General features: G+C 38.4%; 14 protein-coding genes and 1 tRNA gene. 3 read left to right on the top strand and 12 right to left on the bottom strand.

Annotated features, from left to right (window positions below; translation table 11 throughout):
* Nucleotides 1–37 precede the first annotated feature (37 nt).
* From ACX0HA_RS16315 to ACX0HA_RS16300, 4 genes are read right to left on the bottom strand one after another with little or no spacing between them, the layout of a single operon-like run.
* On the bottom strand, nucleotides 38–1,846 hold the full coding sequence (locus tag ACX0HA_RS16315; RefSeq protein WP_458846371.1) for a peptide MFS transporter: 1,809 nt from the start codon (nucleotides 1,844–1,846) through the stop codon (nucleotides 38–40).
* Nucleotides 1,847–1,875: 29 nt separating this feature from the next.
* Nucleotides 1,876–3,561 (bottom strand): peptide MFS transporter, encoded by a 1,686-nt coding sequence (locus ACX0HA_RS16310; RefSeq protein WP_458846370.1) that lies wholly within the window; start codon nucleotides 3,559–3,561, stop codon nucleotides 1,876–1,878.
* A 19-nt stretch (nucleotides 3,562–3,580) separates the two neighbouring features.
* Nucleotides 3,581–5,302, bottom strand: coding sequence for a peptide MFS transporter (locus ACX0HA_RS16305; RefSeq protein WP_458846369.1), 1,722 nt, complete (start codon nucleotides 5,300–5,302; stop codon nucleotides 3,581–3,583).
* A gap of 12 nt (nucleotides 5,303–5,314) precedes the next feature.
* The gene (locus tag ACX0HA_RS16300) at nucleotides 5,315–7,489 is read right to left on the bottom strand and encodes a S9 family peptidase (protein ID WP_458846368.1); all 2,175 of its coding nucleotides are present in this window, start codon (nucleotides 7,487–7,489) and stop codon (nucleotides 5,315–5,317) included.
* Nucleotides 7,490–7,653: 164 nt separating this feature from the next.
* On the opposite strand from ACX0HA_RS16300, the gene ACX0HA_RS16295 reads away from it, so the two are divergent.
* A complete protein-coding gene (locus ACX0HA_RS16295) occupies nucleotides 7,654–9,006 on the top strand; it encodes a hydroxymethylglutaryl-CoA reductase, degradative (protein WP_458846367.1) in 1,353 nt (450 codons plus the stop codon).
* Nucleotides 8,969–9,898, top strand: coding sequence for a GYDIA family GHMP kinase (locus ACX0HA_RS16290; protein ID WP_458846366.1), 930 nt, complete (start codon nucleotides 8,969–8,971; stop codon nucleotides 9,896–9,898). Before ACX0HA_RS16295 ends, ACX0HA_RS16290 begins: the two co-directional genes overlap by 38 nt.
* Here the strand turns inward: ACX0HA_RS16290 and ACX0HA_RS16285 are convergent.
* From ACX0HA_RS16285 to ACX0HA_RS16250, 8 genes are all read right to left on the bottom strand, one after another.
* Entirely contained in the window at nucleotides 9,895–10,959 is a 1,065-nt protein-coding gene (locus tag ACX0HA_RS16285) for a glycosyltransferase family 9 protein (RefSeq protein WP_458846365.1), read from the bottom strand. The two genes, ACX0HA_RS16290 and ACX0HA_RS16285, sit on opposite strands and share 4 nt — an antisense overlap.
* 196 nt (nucleotides 10,960–11,155) lie before the next feature.
* The gene (locus ACX0HA_RS16280) at nucleotides 11,156–13,261 is read right to left on the bottom strand and encodes a peptidylprolyl isomerase (RefSeq protein ID WP_458846364.1); all 2,106 of its coding nucleotides are present in this window, start codon (nucleotides 13,259–13,261) and stop codon (nucleotides 11,156–11,158) included.
* Nucleotides 13,262–13,364: 103 nt separating this feature from the next.
* Nucleotides 13,365–14,627: a hemolysin family protein gene (locus tag ACX0HA_RS16275; RefSeq protein ID WP_458846363.1), complete on the bottom strand. Its 1,263-nt coding sequence runs from the start codon at nucleotides 14,625–14,627 to the stop codon at nucleotides 13,365–13,367.
* Nucleotides 14,628–14,637: 10 nt separating this feature from the next.
* A complete protein-coding gene (locus ACX0HA_RS16270) occupies nucleotides 14,638–14,826 on the bottom strand; it encodes a hypothetical protein (RefSeq protein ID WP_458846362.1) in 189 nt (62 codons plus the stop codon).
* Nucleotides 14,826–15,380 (bottom strand): LPS export ABC transporter periplasmic protein LptC, encoded by a 555-nt coding sequence (lptC, locus tag ACX0HA_RS16265; RefSeq protein WP_458846361.1) that lies wholly within the window; start codon nucleotides 15,378–15,380, stop codon nucleotides 14,826–14,828. The genes ACX0HA_RS16270 and lptC overlap by 1 nt, the downstream gene beginning before the upstream one ends.
* Before the next feature lie 3 nt (nucleotides 15,381–15,383).
* Nucleotides 15,384–16,742, bottom strand: a complete 1,359-nt coding sequence (locus ACX0HA_RS16260) for a tetratricopeptide repeat protein (RefSeq protein WP_458846360.1) — start codon at nucleotides 16,740–16,742, stop codon at nucleotides 15,384–15,386.
* 14 nt (nucleotides 16,743–16,756) lie between these two features.
* Nucleotides 16,757–18,013 carry a hypothetical protein gene (locus ACX0HA_RS16255; RefSeq protein ID WP_458846359.1) on the bottom strand — a complete coding sequence of 419 codons (1,257 nt, stop codon included), beginning with the start codon at nucleotides 18,011–18,013 and terminating at the stop codon, nucleotides 16,757–16,759.
* The gene (locus ACX0HA_RS16250) at nucleotides 18,006–18,740 is read right to left on the bottom strand and encodes a type III pantothenate kinase (protein ID WP_458846358.1); all 735 of its coding nucleotides are present in this window, start codon (nucleotides 18,738–18,740) and stop codon (nucleotides 18,006–18,008) included. Before ACX0HA_RS16250 ends, ACX0HA_RS16255 begins: the two co-directional genes overlap by 8 nt.
* 144 nt (nucleotides 18,741–18,884) lie before the next feature.
* Between ACX0HA_RS16250 and ACX0HA_RS16245 the strand changes: the two genes are divergently transcribed.
* A tRNA-Phe gene (locus ACX0HA_RS16245) sits at nucleotides 18,885–18,957 on the top strand.
* Nucleotide 18,958: the final 1 nt, after the last annotated feature.

Raw genomic sequence — 18,958 nt, 5'->3', positions numbered from 1 at the left:
TAATGTTTGAACTTCAGAATTCAAAAACAGTGCCGAATTAACGAACTCCGTGCATTAATTTTTTGATTATAGGCGTCATTAGTATAGAGAATGCTGCAACACCAATAGAAATAAATGTAAGCATCCAGAAAAAGAAGCTTAGCCCTTTTTCATTTGCTATCTTATCAATATTTTCACCAAACATTCCTGCCCCCTTCATACCTATGGCAACTGCAAGGTACCAAACACCAAACATAAAGGCTATCATCCTACCGGGAACAAGTTTACTAACATAAGACAATCCTACCGGAGATATACATAATTCACCCATTGTATGAAACAGATACACTAAAATAAGCCAAATCATACTAACTGAAGCAGTTTTTGCTCCCGGCGCAATATCGCTCGCACCAAAAGCTACGCAAGCCATACCTAAAGCCAATAACCCCATACCTATTCCATATTTCACATTTGCAGATGGGTTATATTTACTTTCCCACCATTTAGAGAATAAAGGTGCTAAGGATATGATGAATAAGGAATTTAATGTTGAGAACCAGGTAGCTGCAACCTCCGTAAGAGGTTCGGTAACCTTATCAATCTTCAAAAGCGCAAGCGTATCATCTGATAATGACAAATACCCTGCTGTATAGTAATCTTTTATCAGCATCCAGATTGCAATACTCCAAATCATTACGAAGCTAAAGCTAAGTATAATGTTTGCTACGGCATAATTTTTAAATGTCTGCTTAAATAACAACGTGAGCACCCAGGTAATGATAACAAGTGGCAGTATGGTTATAAGCGAATTAATTACAAGAAAGATAACACTCCAGTTACCTTCGAGCACCCTGTTGGTATAATCACTTGCAAAAATTGTCAAACTGTTTGGCGATTGCTCAAATATAGCCCAGAAGAAAATGGTCAAAAAGGCAAAGAACGTAACTGCCATAAGTTTTTCTCTGGTTATTGTAGAATATTGAGTAAATCTGTAAACCAATAAGATAATAAATAGTATCAAAGCAGTTACAATTGCTATAACATTACCATACTCGCCAAGGAATCCAAAAATATTTATTTTACCTCCGGATATTTTTGAAGCAGGATCATTTAAAATCCATAACAGACCTAATCCCGCAGACAGTGCGATCATTACTAATTGCCATGGGGTAAAAGGATTTCTTTTATCAGTATCCAGAGCTTCAGCTTTTGCCTTGCTCTCTTTATTGGGCTTTAGGCCTATATCACCAAAGATATTTTGCGAAAGCCAAAACTGTAGCATTCCAAAAAACATAAATACACCTGCAAGTCCAAAACCATAGCTCCATCCTACTTTCTCACCTAAGTAACCACACAGCAAAATTCCAAAGAATGCTCCTGCGTTTACACCCATGTAAAATAAAGTATAAGCACCATCTTTTTTCTCAGGATGATCTTTATACATTTCAGAAATGATAGATGTCATATTTGGCTTAAAAAAACCATTACCAAAGACCAGTAATACGAGGCCAAAGTAAATAGAAAATTCAGTCTCGACAGCCATAGAAGCATGCCCTAAAGTCATTAAAACAGCCCCTACAACTACAGCCCATCTAAAACCTATAACCCTATCGGCAAAATACCCTCCAAGCATTGTTGAAAGATATACAAGACCTACATATGAGCCGAACAATGCTGAAGCATTTTCACGCGGCCAACCCCATCCTCCATCTGCAAGCGAAGCAGTAAAAAATAAGATCAGTAGCGAACGCATTCCGTAAAAGGAGAAACGCTCCCACATCTCTGTGAAAAATAAAATGAATAATCCGGCCGGGTGGCCTAAAACTTTTGATTTAAAAAAATCCTGATTTGAATTCTCTAACGACATTAATCTAATCTGTATTTAATCTAAGAACATTACTTCATTAATTTTTTCAAAAGTGGCGAGATTACAAGCAGTACCACACCTGCTCCAATAGCCACATAACCGATACTCTGGTAACCAGCAGTATATTGATTAAGCTTGTCAATATTCGTTGGATTAGCAATCGATGTATCAACTTTAGCTAAAGCAGAACCTATTAGTCCTGCACCGTATTGACCATAAGCACTCGCAAGGAACCATGTTCCCATCATTACTCCGTGGAGTCTTGATGGAGTCAGTTTAGTAACCATTGAAAGTCCGATTGGTGAAAGGCAAAGCTCACCTATCGTTATTACAAGATATGCAGATACGAACATCCAAAGCGGAGTAAGTCCATTTGCAGTAGCAAAAAATTTACTCCCATAGAATACAAGGAATCCTAAGCCTAAGAAAACAAAGCCTAAACCAAATTTAACAACTGTGTTTGGTTCTGCTTTTTTCTTTCCAAGTGCAATCCAAATCATACCGATTACAGGAGCAAATGCAACAACCCAAAGCGCATTAACCGAATTATTTACTTGTGTCATATTCAGGCCAAGGCTGTCAACATTTCCATTTGCAAAGAAGTTTAGTGACCCACCACCCTGTTCAAAGAATGACCAGAATAATACTGAGAATAATATAAGGACAATAGCTACAGCCATTTTACCAAATTCTTCTTTTGTCACAGCAAACAATGTATAAACAAGATATACAAAGATTAGTATAGCAATCGTAATCATAAACACATCGCTAAACTGTACCATATTAGGTCCGGTCGTTCCGTCAGGATTTGTTACCTGCCCCAATATAAATGTAAGATTTAAATCAAATGGGAAATAAACCAGTACAAAGAAGAAAGGAATGAACAATAAAGAACCTATATACACTAATGCATTTTTGCTAATCCCAAATTTCTTTTCCTCTAATTTCTCAGGTGCCGGCGGAAGCCCAATCGGGCCTAAAGATTTTTGGGTATATGAAAACAATGCAAGTCCAAAAAGCATACAGACACCTGCAAGCGCAAACCCTAATGACCAGCTTACAGATGTACCAATGTAGGCAATTGTAAGTCCGCTCAAAAGTGCACCGATATTGATTCCCGAATAGAATAATGAGAAACCTGCATCCCTGCGTGGATCGCCAGGGCGGTATAGCGCCCCAACCATAGTCGAAATATTCGGCTTAAAGAATCCATTACCTACAATCAGGATACTTATACCCAAATAAAAAGGGAAAGCACCCGGCAAAGCCATTGTAAAAGTACCTATCGCCATAAGAATACCACCCCAGAAAACTGATTTCCTGAATCCGAATATCTTATCAGCAAACATTCCTCCCACGAAAGCCATGGCATAAATAAATGCCTGAATCAATCCGTATTGTTTATTAGAACGACTCTCAGCGTCATCTTTGATTTTTGGCTGAGATGTTTCTATATAATATCTTGGATGGCTCTTAGTAAGATCTTCACCTGTCTGTTCATGGAATTCTGTTTTTTTTGTTTCAAGTTCAGCACCTGTCAAAGGTTTATAATCTGCTGAAAGAACAAGGTGGGAAATGTACATCGCTAAAAGCGCTCTCATTCCATAAAACGTGAATCTCTCCCACATTTCCACTAAAAACAAATACCAAAGCTGTTTTGGGTATTTTCCCTTAAAGTCCTGAATCTGTTCCAGCGTCACTGTTTCGTTTGCCATTGCAATAATCTGAATTTAATTAATATACGTTGTTTTCTTTCATTACCTTATTAAGCCATTTCAGCATAAGGAACAATAAAAGTGCTGCTGCCAATACTAGTGCGAAGTTAAGGAAGAAGAAGTTCTCTTTTTGTTCCATATCTTCCCAAAGGCTCGATAACATACCAGCAAGCTTGTTACCTACCGATATCGCAAGGAAGAAACCTCCCATCATAAGGGCAGTGATCCTTGGTGGACTTAATTTAGAAACCAATGATAATCCCATTGGCGAAAGGCATAGCTCTCCTAAAGTGATTACACCATACGATGCAAGCAACCACCAGCTCCCGGCTTTCATAGAAAGGTCGTTAGTCGCATATACTGCTCCAACCATTACTAATGCAGACAGTGCAGTAATCAACAGACCCAAAGCAATTTTTGTTGGTGTGCTCGGTTCTTTTTTCTTTTTTCTTAATGCTCCCCACACCCCTACAAGTACCGGTGTAAGCAGGATTACCCAGAATGGGTTTATCGACTGATATAATTCTGTTGAATATAATTTAAGGTCTTTCCCTTTAGCAGGGATTTTGTCAGCATCAAGGTTGCTGAAGTATTTTCTTGAAGATTCAAGTTTTGCAATGTGCTTAGATGCTTCTTTTTTAGTAGCCATTTCAGCTTCTGTAGCTTCTGGCATAGCATTGTTGGCAGCTGTCAATTCAGCAACTTTAGCTTTAAATGCCGGTTCATCAAGAGCAACAATATCATTGTTTTCTACAGTTTGAACCATATCGATTTTACTGAAAACATTTGCAACAGGTTCAGGCATTTCCCTGTCAGTATAATCTTCTGCCCAAACGGTAAGTGCATCACCATTCTGGTGGAAGATAGCGAAGAATAAAATTACACATGAGAAAACGGCAAGAAGTGCTGCAATAGCACGTTTCTCAAGTCCTGTAGATTTAGCCCATAAATAAATGAAGAAAGCTATTACAGGTATACAACCCAGGATGAATGCATCATTAGTATCAGAGCCAAGTATGTTACCCGGAATGATATAGCCTATTATACCAAACACAAACATTGGCAATATTGTAGAACCCAATATTTTCCCTGTAGGCATATCCCCTTCCTGAAGCGGCTTGATAACATCTACATGTTTAATGTGTTTCGAACCTGAAAGGAATATCACAACACCTATAAGCATACCTACTCCGGCAGCGATAAAGGCAAAGTTCCATCCGAAGTTGATTCTCATGTAAGCAGCCACGAAGTTGCAGACAAATGCACCTACATTGATACCCATATAGAAAATATTGTATCCTGAATCTTTTTTGTCCTTAAGCTCATCTGTGCTGTAAAGGTTACCTACAAGCGTAGAGATATTCGGCTTAAAGAAACCATTACCTAAAATGATAAGTCCAAGTCCGGCAAAGAAGGTCGTGATATCATGAACTGACAGAAGGAAATAACCTGCTGCCATCATCAATCCACCCATAACGATAGATCTTCTGTAACCTAAAACCCTGTCGGCAAGTAAACCACCAATAAAAGGGGTAAGATATACCAATCCTAAGTAGGTACCGTATATGTCTGATTTTGTGTGAGCATCAAAGCCCATACCACCATTGTTCCAGCCGTCAAGCATATACAGGGCAAAAATACCCAGCATAAGATAATAGCCGAAGCGTTCCCACATTTCTGTACCGAATAAAAACCATAGTCCCTTAGGATGTCCTTTTTGTGTAGTAGTTTTATCACTCATAATTTGCCTGTTTTATAGTTTTTCTTTAATGAAATTGGTCATTTTTGTATACAACTGAAGTCTTGTCTTCCCTCCGTAGATCCCGTGGTTCTTATCCGGGTAAATAGCCCAGTCAAACTGTTTGTTTGCCTGAACAAGAGCCTCAACCATTCTCATGGTATTCTGAACGTGTACGTTATCATCCGCAGAACCGTGTATCAATAAGTAAGAACCTTTCAGTTTGCTTACGTGATTTATCGGCGAGTTGTCATCATAACCTGATGCATTTTCCTGAGGTGTCTGCATGTATCTTTCAGTATAAACCGAATCATAGAATCTCCAGTTCGTTACCGGAGCAACAGCAATTGCCATCTTAAACACATCATTTCCTTTAAGAATACAGTTAGACGACATAAAGCCTCCATAGCTCCAGCCAAAGATACCTATCCTTGATGCATCTACATAACTATATTTACCTATAGTCTTAGCAGCATCGATCTGATCCTCTACTTCATATTTACCAAGTTCCTTATACGTTACTTTTTTGAATTCAGCACCTTTGAAACCTGTACCGCGTCCGTCAACACAGGCAACGATGTAACCTTGCTGTGCAAGCATCATGAACCAGTAATCATCATAACCATTCCAGTCATTGTTTACCTGCTGAGAGCCCGGACCACTGTACTGGTACATAAATACCGGATATTTCTTATTAGGGTCAAAATCTTTAGGCTTGATCATCCAGGCGTTAAGCTCCTGTCCTTTTTCAGTCTTAAGCACCATGAATTCTTTAATCGGAAGGTTGAAATCGGCAAGTTTAGCCTTAAGTGCATCGTTATTAAGGATGTCTTTTACTTTTTTGCCGTCTTTAGCGCTGTGCAGTGTAAATGAAGTAGGATTGGTGGAGCTTGAATACGTATTGATGAAGTATTCAAAGTTTGGACTGAAGGTCGCAGTATTTGTGCCCGTGTTTGGTGTAAGCCTTACTTTGTTTTTGCCGTTAAGGCTTATTCTGTAAACATCTCGGTTGATAGAACCGTTTTCGGTAGACTGGTAGAAAATATTACCTGTTTTCTCATCAAAACCATAATAAGCTGTCATTTCCCAGGCTCCTTTAGTAATTTGGGTGATAAGCTTACCTGTTTTAGCATAGTGGTAAATGTGGTTGTAACCATCTTTTTCGCTTGTCCAGATAAAGCTGTTATCTTTAAGGAAAGTCAGGTTATCAGTAATATCAACGTACGCTTTGTCTTTTTCGTTAAGCACTACTTTTGCAGCACCGCTATTGCCATCTACAAAAATAAGGTCAAGATTGTTCTGGTGCCTATTAATAACCTGAACACTCAGTGTCTGTGCTTCATTCGTCCACTTTATACGCGGAATATAGAAGTCGTTATAATTGCCAAGATTTATTTTTTTAGTCGAACCCGATTTCACATCATATATATGTAGTGATACAAGCGCATTCTTCTCACCTGCTTTCGGATATTTGAATGTGTATTCTGACGGGTATAATTCCGAACCAAATATATCCATTGAGAACTCAGGAACTTCAGTTTCATCAAAACGGATATAAGCAATCTTATCTCCTGAACTATTCCAGTCATACGCCCTTACAAAAGAGAATTCCTCTTCATAAACCCAGTCGGTGATACCGTTAATGATTGCGTTCCTCTTGCCATCTGTTGTGATCTGAGCGGCTTTTTTAGAAACTAAGTCATATACGTAAAGATTGTTTTCGAAAGAATAGGCAACTTTAGAGTTGTCTGCAGAGAACGTTGGCTCCTGGATTTTTCCTTGCGCAACTTTCGACAACGATTTCGAAGCAACATCATAAATATAAAAATCTGCAACAAATGAATGCCTGAAGATCTGATCTGAATTGGTTGCTAGAAGTATTTTTTTCTCATCAGGACTAAAAGTATAACTATCTATCCCGTTTTCCAGTTCCTTAAAGCTTTTTGAATCGACAAGCGTATTCAGCTTAGTAAGGGTTGCAAAATCATACAAATCTATCGCATTGCTTTGTGCAGTCCTGTTTGTATTAAGGACTGTATACTGGTTGGTGTTCTTCATTGCCTGAAGATCGTCCATAGCCTGCGCCCTGAAAGCACCTCCCCATATTTGTTCTAATGTTAATTTTTGCTGTGCAGCAACCGGCATAACAGCCAGTATAAATAAGAAAAGTGACCTTTTAATGTATTTCATTTTGCAGATGGTAAAAAACTTCCAATTTTAGTAAATTTTTATGAATAATGAGTTCTTTTTTTTGTTAAATGCAAATAGCCCATTTTTTTTGCTCAGAATAATTTTAGTAAATGCATTACCGAAACCTTATCTTTGCATCACATTATTATTATAAGCATTTGAAAATGAGCAAAGCAATAGCAGGTTTCTCTAAACTGACCAAAGAAGAAAAGATTGAATGGATAGCCAACGAATATTTTTCAGCCCCGGGAGAAGCCATTTCACTGCTTAAAAATTACTGGAATAACGACCATAATCTTCAAAAACTCCACGACGAATTCATTGAAAACACGCTGACAAACTTTTATCTGCCACTTGGAGTAGCACCTAACTTCGTAATCAACGACAGGAAATACACCATCCCTATGGCTGTTGAAGAAAGCTCTGTTGTTGCTGCCGCTGCAAAAGCTGCAAAGTTCTGGGCGAAACGAGGTGGCTTTAAAGCTACTGTACTTAATACCGAAAAAATCGGCCAGGTACATTTTCTTTTCAACGGAAATCTGGAAAAGTTCACTGCTTTTTTCAACGATACCAAATCAAAATTTTTTGAAGGTTCTCAAGACCTTACCAAAAATATGCAGGCTCGTGGCGGGGGCATCCTTGACATAGAACTCAGGGACAAAACCGGCGACCTTGCCAATTATTACCAGCTTCATGCGACTTTTGAAACCAAAGACAGCATGGGAGCAAATTTCATCAATTCATGCCTGGAACGCTTTTCTAAAATACTGAAAGAGGAAGCTGCTCAATATGCAGCATTCTCAGATGAAGAAAAAAACGTACAGGTGATAATGAGCATACTTTCCAACTATGTTCCTAACTGTATTGTAAGAGCCGAAGTTTCGTGCCCTATCGAGGAACTTCATGAAGATGCAAATGTAAGTGCTAAGGAATTTGCAGAAAAGTTCCTGACTGCCATCAGAATCGCTGAAATTGAACCTTTCCGCGCCGTAACGCACAACAAAGGAATCATGAATGGTGTTGACGCGGTCGTAGTAGCAACAGGAAACGACTTCAGGGCGGTTGAAGCAGGCGTTCATGCCTATGCCTCTAAAGATGGCCGATACAGCAGCCTGTCACATGCTAAAATTGAAAACGGAATTTTTACCTTCTGGATGGAAATCCCACTCGCTTTAGGTACTGTCGGAGGACTTACCACCCTGCACCCATTGGTAAAATTCTGCCATGAAATGCTGGGCAAACCTTCTGCACAAGAACTAATGCAAATAGTAGCCGTAGCAGGCCTTGCACAAAACTTTGCCGCACTACGCTCCCTTACAACTACAGGAATTCAGCAGGGTCACATGAAAATGCACCTTATGAATATCCTGAACCAGCTTGGTGCCACTGATCAGGAAAAGAAACAAGCCGTAAAGCATTTTGAAAAAAACACAGTAAGCCACTCCGCTGTTGCCGATTATATAACCGAATTACGCACTAATGATCCAAGCCGCATTGAAGAAAATTTTTTACAGTAACGGAAAACTTCTCCTGATCGGAGAATATACGGTAATTGATGGATCTGAAGCTTTTGCAGTGCCAACAGTACACGGGCAGCATCTTGAGATAGAAAGTTATGATCCGCACATTTTAAAATGGGAAAGCTATGATGCCGATGCCAAACAATGGTATAAAGCGACCCTAAGCTACCAAACCATACACGACAATCGCAGGACTGGACATTCGGTAACCGATACACTAATATATATTCTACATCAAGCACATAAGGCTAACCCTTCTATTTTGTCAGCAGGTTCGGGATATAAAGCCGTAAACAAACTTACATTTTCAAGAAATTGGGGATTGGGAAGCTCTTCTACACTCATCAACAATATTGCACAATGGTTTGAAATCGATGCCTACGAATTACTGGCTAAAAGCTTTGGAGGAAGCGGTTATGATATCGCCTGCGCACAGTACGACACACCTGTCATATATCAGATAAAAGAGGGCAAACCACTCGTTACACCAATAAATTTCAATCCTGCTTTTTTGGATAAATTATATTTTGTGTACCTGAACAAAAAGCAAAACACCCGTTCTTCGGTTGCCACCTACAGGGAAAATACTAAAGATACCAAGACACTAAACGAGAAGGTAAACGCTATCATTGATACAGCTACCACAACAGAAGACTTTGGGCTTTTCTGCAGCCTTTTAGATGAACACTCTGCCCTGATGAGTGCGCCATTACAGATGCCAACCATTAAAGAGAACCTTTTTCCAGATTTTAACGGAACCTTAAAAAGCCTTGGAGCGTGGGGCGGAGATTTTATTTTGGCAGCAGCCAATGAAAATCCTGAAGATTATTTCAAACTGAAGGGATTTGAAACTATCATTCCTTACAAAGAAATGATATTAGGCAGTTAGGCATATTTAAGCCTTGATGACTGCCCATAGCTCAATATAAAGTTTAGCTTCCTGAAACTTTCTTCAGCCGTACAACTGTTAGTATCTATAGCAATGCTACCATTGCCGTATGGCATATATTTTTCAGGATTTGTAACCGAAAACAGTCCAACAACCGGTGCTTGAGAAGAGGCAGCAAGATGCATGATCCCGCTATCAGCCCCAATAAATGCCGAAGTATTGGCAATCAGCGCAGCAATCTCCCTAACATCTTTACTGTAAAAAGAAGGGGCTTTAAATCCAATTTTTGAGATATTCTCTACAGGCAGTACTTCTATAATAGTATAGTCCGGAAACGCCTTTTGGAGTTTTTTATAATAATTGTCCCACCAATTTTCATCATAACATTTATCTCCCGTTGCATAAGTAAAGATGGAAATAATCTTCTTACCGGCAGGAACAAGCTCTCTGAGTAATTTTTTCCCGGCAACAAGTTCTTCGGCCGTTAGTTTTATATCCAGCAAAGGCACAGGAAGATTTTTGTCCTCAAAACCAAGCATGGTCAGAAAATACCTGAATTTATAAACAGGGTTTTTAGCCATGTGTTTGTAATCATCGTGCTTTAATGCAAGCTCCTCTATATGTTCGCCAAAAATCTTACTTGATGCCGTAACAAACTGTGTAGAGAGCCTTCCCGATGAAGAGTCCTTATCAAGATTGATTACCATATCATAACGGTATCTTTTCAGGTTAATCCATACTTTTATGTACTTCAACAGCTCTTTAAATGGCTTTTTTGGCAATGTGATAATTCTGTCAACATTACTGTAGTTCTCAAACAATATTGGAGCCAAGCCGCCTTTAACGAATAAGTCAACCTTACAGTTCGGGAAAGTATTTTGTATCTCCTGCAGCAGGGGTGTAATCAATAACAGGTTGCCCAGCCTGTGGTTAGGCCTGGATATAAGTATGCGCCTCATGGTAACATGTGCACCCGGTTTTGTATCAATACGGGACCTCCCAACATTTTTGGTAAGACCTTTCATTATACTCTTCCTTATCCTGTTAACACGTTTTAGCATACTATTAAATTATTGAGGTAATTATCTTTAGCCTAACAAAAATACCATCCCTAATCTAAAAAAATCATAGCAAAATCATAAAATAACAAAATAGTAACCCTTCTTAAAACTTTCTACATCTTCACTTAACATACACATTGATAATAACAGAAAAACCGGCTAAAAGCCGGTTCTTATTATTTTTAAAGAAAACTGATTAGTTAAATTCTGATCTGTTATCTTCTATGTCAGCATTATCTTTAAACGCCTGAGAAAGTCTCCCTTGAACCTGTTGTCTTGCTTCACCGCTTAGTCTTGTAGTGAATGCAGTGTAATTAGGTAATGCAGGAGCTTTTGCAATAGTCTTAGTTCTTACCATAAACACACCAAGCTGTCCGTCAATAAGACCTGAAGTTTTTCCAGCAGCAAGGCTAAATGCCTTACCTACAACTTTTGGTTCAGAACCTACATTAGCAATTGTTGGGTTAGCGATAGCAACATCAACAGCGTTTGCTACAGTAGAACCTGTTTTTTGAGCTACAGCTTCAAGAGTAGCACCTTGCATTTTCTTCCTGATAAGCTCTGCTTTTTTCTCGTTACGAACAATTGGCAATACAGAAATCTTAGCCTGCTCAAGAGGAAGTACTCCTTTTTCGTTGATTGTTTTTAATGTCACGATAACATGTCCTTGCGGAATATCAAATTTCTTAACATCACCAACTTTAGTATCATTTGCATAAGCCCACTTAACGATACCTCTTTGGTTTCCTATACCCTGAATATTCTCATCATTTGCCATAACTTTTGTAGCAGGAGTCACTGTAAGACCTAAACCTTTAGCGATATCAGCAAATGGTTTTTCTTCAGCATCCATTTCCATTTTTGTAGCTTTTGTGAATATTGCATCAGTAGTAGCTTCAGATGGCTCAATTTTCTGGGCAACAGTAGCAAGCTGAACAGCTTCATTCTTACCAGTAACTTTTATAACGTGGTAACCGAAATCTGTTTCAACAACACCTACAGAACCTACCGGGTTATTGAATACATAATCATTAAATGGCTTAACCATTTGGTTAGGCACGATGTTATCATACTCACCACCGTTTTGTTTAGATCCCGGGTCATCAGTATTCATCATTGCAAGCATTGCGAAGTTACCAGGGTTAGCATTAACCTGTTTTAACAGGTCTTCAGCTTTAGCTTTAGCTTCTTCTTTAGTTCTTGTGATAGACGGATCCGGAGCAGCACCGCCTTTGAAAGCAACAAGAATATGGCTCGCTTTTGCAGAAGCGTTTCCTTTCTTGTTTATCATTTTAGTAAGCTTGTAGTAGCCATTATCGATGTATGGACCAAAAACCTGACCTTTACCAAGGTTGTATATTTGCTCAGCAAATTCAACCGGAAGTTGTTTTTTAGTCACATAAGTAGTATCATACTTAATATCAGAATATTTGTTTACAAATTCTGCATTATCAGCAACACTTGCAAAACCTGGAGTTGTATCGTTAGCTTTAGTAGCATCGTTATACTCAACCTTTGGCAATAACAGAGAGTTTATCTCTTTTTTCATTTCAGCCTCATCTTCTTTAGAAGGCTTATTTTCGATCAATACAAAGTCAAGGTCACGAGAAGCCTCTGATTTATATTTCTTTTCATTTTTCTTCATGAAAGCGATAAGCTCCTCATCAGAAACTTTCACCTGATCATCGTTGATAGAGCTGTATGGTACGAAAACATAGTCAAACGACGCCTTATCAGCTTCTGATGCATATTTAGCTTTACCATCTGCTTCTGTAGCAAAGAAAGCCGCTTTGATCATTGTCAGGTAAAGTTGTTTTTTTGCTGCATTCTCTACAAGGCCTTTGTTTTTCTCGATCATTTGCCATTGTGCAGGGTTGGTAGTCTTCATGTTCACAAGGAACTCATTGAACTTAGCCTTATCAAATTTACCCAATGCATTTTGGAACTGTGGGTTTTGAGCAACCTGCTGATCCTGTGCATACACATTAAAGATATGGTCTTTGCCTACTCTAAGGCCAGCTTTCTCAAATCTTTCTTCAAAAAGGATATTATCAATTTCCTGGTTCCACACAGCATTTGCAGCCTGTGTTGGGCTGATTCCCTGCTGTCTTGCCTGGATATCGTTTACCTTTTGTAGAAAATCCTGTACAGGAATATCTTTACCGTTTACGCTTCCTATGTTTCGGGTAACTCCAAAACCACCGCTGTTTATAATATCACCTATTATAAAAGCCAGTAAGCAAAAGCCTATAACCAGTATCAGAACTAATGAACGCTGCCTAATTTTTGATAAAACCGCCATCTTTATTGTTTGTTAAAATTTTATATCAGTGGGCGAAAATACAATTATCTGTTTAATAATAAAAGTAGTGGCGATATATTTTCACCCGAAGTCGCATTTTTTTTTATTTCCCCAGTAAACGCTCAATTTTTACGAGCTCAATCTTTTTGTTCGATGCCTGCTCAATAAAAATCCTGAAGTTTTCAAACACCAGCTCCTCGCCGGTGCGTGGTATCTCTTTTACATTATGCACTATGAAACCACCAAGGGTCACATAAGAATCGCTTTCAGGTATATTGAGTCCATATTTTTCATTAATGTATTCCACATCAAGCCGTGCCGAGAACAGATAACCTCCCTCTGCCAACTCTTGCTCTGCCAGCTCTTCAACTTCATCATGTTCATCTTCGATTTCGCCAAACAGTTCTTCAATGATATCTTCTACTGTTACGATTCCCGCTGTTCCCCCATATTCATCAAGGATTACCGCCATGCTTTTTCGCCTGCGGGTAAGGATATTAAGCAATTCTTTTATGTAGATTGTCCCGGGAGCATATTCAATAGATATAGTTATCTCCTTTACCGTTTTAGGCTTTTTGAATAATTCAAAAGAATGAATATAACCAACAATATTATCCAAGGTATCGTGATAAACGATCATTTTAGAATAGTCGGTTTCGATAAAAAGCTCCCGTAATTCAGCAACAGAATCGTTGAGCTCTATAGCTGCGATCTCTGTGCGTGGCGTCATAATATCCCGTGCTTTCAAATCAGAAAATTCCAGTGCATTCTGAAATATCTGTATTTCAGAATCCATCTCTTCCTGCTCATCAGCACCATTAAGCTGCTCCGTGATGTAATTACCCAATTCTCCACGGCTAAAAAAAGCCTTTTGCCTGTCACCCTGAGTACGAAACACCCTGACAAGTATAAAATCTGATATTACAATGACATATTTGGAAACCCAATAGAACAAACAGTAGAACCCATAGGCGGGCAACGCAAAAATTTTGATCAGCTGATTAGCATAGACCTGAAAGAATATTTTAGGGACAAACTCAGCCGTCAGCAGTAACAGAAATGCCGAAATCAACATTTGCACGAACAAGCTGTATAGAGGATGCATTTCATAGACCGAAGAGAACCACCTGAGCAGTACACTTCCCATAAAATAGGAATAAACCACTAGCACGATAGTGTTACCAACCAGCATAGAAGTAATAAACTGAGTCGGCTTTTGGGTTAATCGGGTAAGTACTCTTGAAATGATGGTAGATTGCTTTTTTTCTACCTCGAGATAAACTTTATTTGATGATATATACGCTATCTCCATCCCCGAAAAAAATGCAGAAAGGAGAAGACACACTATTATCACCGTTGCTTCCATAACAATCTAATTATTCATTCTTATTGTTATTGAACTTCTTGTAACTGTTCCTTCTAAAGAAAAACATAAATATACCTACCCCTGCAAAAAGAAAACTCACTACAGGATCGCCGCCATCTATCAGCTTAGTCACCGCATCTACTAAAAAAAGAGCCGCGAAAACCAGGAATAGATAAGGCATTATCTTAAAATACGTCATTACTTATCTTTAACATTATTAATAAGAGCACGGTTTTGCTGAGCATTAACAACTTTAAAGTCTTTACTGAAATCAACTCCCGGCCCCTCAAGAAGGCTTCCCTCCCTGTTAGTAAATTTAAACTTTTTTTCAGTATAAAACCACTCATTCTTCTGATCGTAGTACAGCTGCTCAGTTTCAAGCTTATTCCCGTCATCAGTAGTGATCTTTACATTCCCCTGAAGATCAATAATATCTGTCTTTGCATAAGTAATAGCATAATCAGACACAACATAACTCTTTTTTCCGCTTTCATCATAAAGCGTCACATGGACACCTTTAGGAAATTCGTTAAAACCATATTCAAGATTGGAAAAATCAAGCATCAGCGGACTCACAAGTTCAGCTTTCACCTTACCGGAATCGGTATACTTTAGATTGATGTTTTCCGTTTCACCGGAAGGGCTAAAGGCAACACTATTAATGCGCTGAACATCTTTAAAATTGCTTTCGCACGAACACAGCAAGGCTATAAAAGCTACAGTTATAAAGGCTATACTTTTATACAACTTCATGAATTATAAATTAGGAAGAGTAACTTTTTCGTTTATCCAGCAGCCAAATGAAACAACATCACCTTTTCTTTTACCTAAAACTTTTGCTTCATCTTTTTTAGGTAAATTTTTAGAGTATCGCTTAACCGCTTCATCGACAGCCGTTTTGTATTTTGGATCAGCCGCTGCTTTTTTTACAGTATCGATCGCCAAAAAATTCAACACTTTACGATCAAAATCGGTAAGATTACAATCGCTTTTCGAAGATACGTTTGCATACAAATCCGCCAAAACAAGATAGACTTCAACCTTTTTAGGATTCAATTCAATCGTTTTTAGCAAATATTTTTTGGCAATTGCCTTATCTGAGTTCTGAGCTATATTAGTAATCTCAGAATAAATTTTCACCTTTTTTGCAGAATCTTTTTCAAGCTCGGCAGCTTTCTCAAAATAAGTGATCCCGGATTTAGAATCTCCTTTTTTTAAAGCAATCATGCCTAAACGGAATGAAGACAAAGATGTAGGTTTTAATCCATCAAGAGTCAAAGCCCCTTTCTGCAGCACTAAGGACTTATAGCATTTTTTTGCATAAAGCGCATTTACCATTGACTCTACCCAAACATAATTCTCTTTATGAGCCTCATAATTTTTATCATAATAGGCATTCATTTTATCACAGCTGACATAGTCCTTACTCTGTGTGAAAATGATCTCATTTACATTTTCCAGCCCTTCAACATTAGGTTCGGCATCAATAATAAACTGCTTCTCAGCATCGCTAAGCGTACTCTTTTCCTGCTTAGTCACAAGCAACTCTTTTTCTTTTGTTATCTGTACCTGGGCATTAAGGACCTGTGATGTTATCTCTCCGTATTTATCAAAATACTGGTCGTCAGAAATACCTTTACCTGCCTTGTATGCTTCAAAAAAAAGATTATAGTACGAAAGAATTGCGTTATAGTCTGTAAAGGCAAGCTTGTTTTTTGCAAAAGCAGCATCAAAAGCTTTATAGGCTTCCGCATTATTTATGAGCTTATAATCCAACTGCAGTTGTGTTTTTTTAACCGTAGCACTACTTGCCGGATAATTCATGGATTGCTCATTGTAAAGCGCAACAAGATCTTCTACAAAAGGCTTCTTCTCTTCAGGCAATGTAGCTACCTCGATCAGGTATTTAAGAATCCCTTCACCATACACATAAAGATTCTCATCTACTTTAGGACATCTTTTTCTTAGATTCGGAAGCAGTTTATAGGCATCATTATATTCTTTTGAAAGAAACTTCCCTTCAAAAACCTTAAAACTATCCTCGCATTTAGGAACCGATTGTGCTACAGCAGTAAAGCCAAGCACACTTACAAAAAGAACCCATAGTAGCTTCATAATCGAAATTTATATTAATCGTATCGCCTTTTAGCGAACCATCTGTCATTTATAGAAAGACTCATCATGATATTGATATAGTTTTCCTGAATAAGTCCGGCTTTAGTAGTACCTCTGCGTCCCACTTCGAAACCAAGATTCAGGTTTGAAAAACTATTGCCCAAAGGAAGTCCCAAACCAAAAGTAAGAGCCCTGTCGTTAACATCTTCATTATTTATCACCAATCCTGTATTTTCAAATCGCAGACCGGCTTTGTAGGTAACCCTGCTAAGGTAGCTGTTGAAAGAATTATACTTTGGTATATAATAACCACCAAATGCAATTTTATTTGATGACTTAAAGCTAACATTTGTTACCTGGTCAAAACGGGCTCCCAATGTATTACTGCTTTGCGATGTAAACTCTACCCCAGCAAACCATTTCCTTGGTTCTCCTATACCTGTACCTACTGTAAGTGAAGAAGGTAAACTTTCCTCATCCTTAACCGTAATGGTTTCCAACTGATCCTGAAGTATCTCATTATCCTGAACTGTCAGCGTAATTGTAGCCAAATCCCTGTCGGTTGAACTCTTAAGCGTGCTTTTTGGAGCATAAGTAACACTGGTTGTCCACTCATATTTACGGGAAATCCTTGTTTGATAAGTGGCTCCTACGTTAAATGAAACGCCGTTATAAAACGACTTATTCAGCTCACGGGTAGGATATTGCAGTCCTATATTTGATATCGACTTAGTCTCTATATTACCAAAGTTATACTGAAAATCTGCTCCAAAACTAAAATTTGGCGTAATCCTGTACGAACCTCCAAAGAATGCACGATTGATTCCTCCATTACCCTGGAAACGATTTTCATATTGAAAATCAGGGTCTCCAGTAGGAGCAAACGAACGCACTTTATAACCTACAGACGTAAAAGGCATAAGCCCAAAAGCAAAACCAAGATTCTTAAAAGGGATTGCCACGGCAAGATAATCCAATGTAACACGATTAGCCGATTCACTTGCCGAATCGGTTTTTAGTGTCCTTACCTTATCACTGGCACCTATGGTATAGGTTGTAAATTTTAACGAACTATATGTCGCAGGATTTTGAAGGTTTATATGGATACTGTCCGGTAAAATACCTAAACCTCCCATAGACCTGTTTTCAGTGGTACCTTTAAACTTAACATCCCCAATCCCATAATATGAATATGGCGATGCATTATTTTGTTGTGAAAATCCGGCCGCTGAAAAAATCAGGCACAAGCCCGCAATAATTTTTTTAATCATTTGTGATCGTATATAGATATAAAAGATTCAAACTTTCTAACAAGAAATTTGAATTGGCAAATATGGTGTTTTTTAATCTTTTAGCCAAAAATTCGGCATCCCCACCAGTTAATATTATCGTTAACTCCTGATATTGTTCACTATACTGTTGTGCAAATCCCTGCAACTCATACAATATACCGTTTACAACTCCCGAATGCATTGAAGCCGTTGTACTGTCACCAATGTACTCGGCGGGCATTTCAGGATATAACAACGGAAGTTTTGCTGTAAAATTATGCATAGCATTATACCTTAACTGTAATCCCGGAGATATTGCCCCTCCAAGGTATTCATCGTTGTCGTTTATAAAATCATATGTTATACAAGTCCCCGCATCGATCACCAGCCTGTTCTTTCCCGGATATTGTAATACTGCACCCGCCGAAAGCACCATTCTGTCTATTCCTAAAGTTGCCGGTGTCGCATATTTATTTTGAAACGGCAGTAAAGATTCATGGCTTATTGTTATCAGCTTACCTCTTTTCTCCAGTTCAGATAACAACTCTGCTTCATCTTTCCCTACCGAAGAAAGTATGCTGTATTTAATTTTTGGATGCTCATCGAAAATATTTTTGATCTTTTCCGGGCCTTCGGATTTTTCAAACACAAACTTCTGAACGAGTACAGTTCCCTCAAAGACAGCTGCTTTAATTTTAGTATTACCGATATCTATCGCTAAAAGCATTTCCTATTTGTTTAAGCGGTAAAGATAGTGATTGATTTTTTTTATCTTTTGTTTTGGATAATATAAAAATGGTTCTATATTTGCACCCGCTAACAAGTTCACCAAACGCATTGATAAAACAAGCAATTAGTGAAAAAAAGCAATGGTACCTTAGCTCAGTTGGTAGAGCAATGGACTGAAAATCCATGTGTCCCTGGTTCGATTCCTGGAGGTACCAC

It is taken from the genome of Flavobacterium hauense, assembly GCF_054457175.1.
This window is presented reverse-complemented; position numbering and strand designations above follow the sequence as displayed.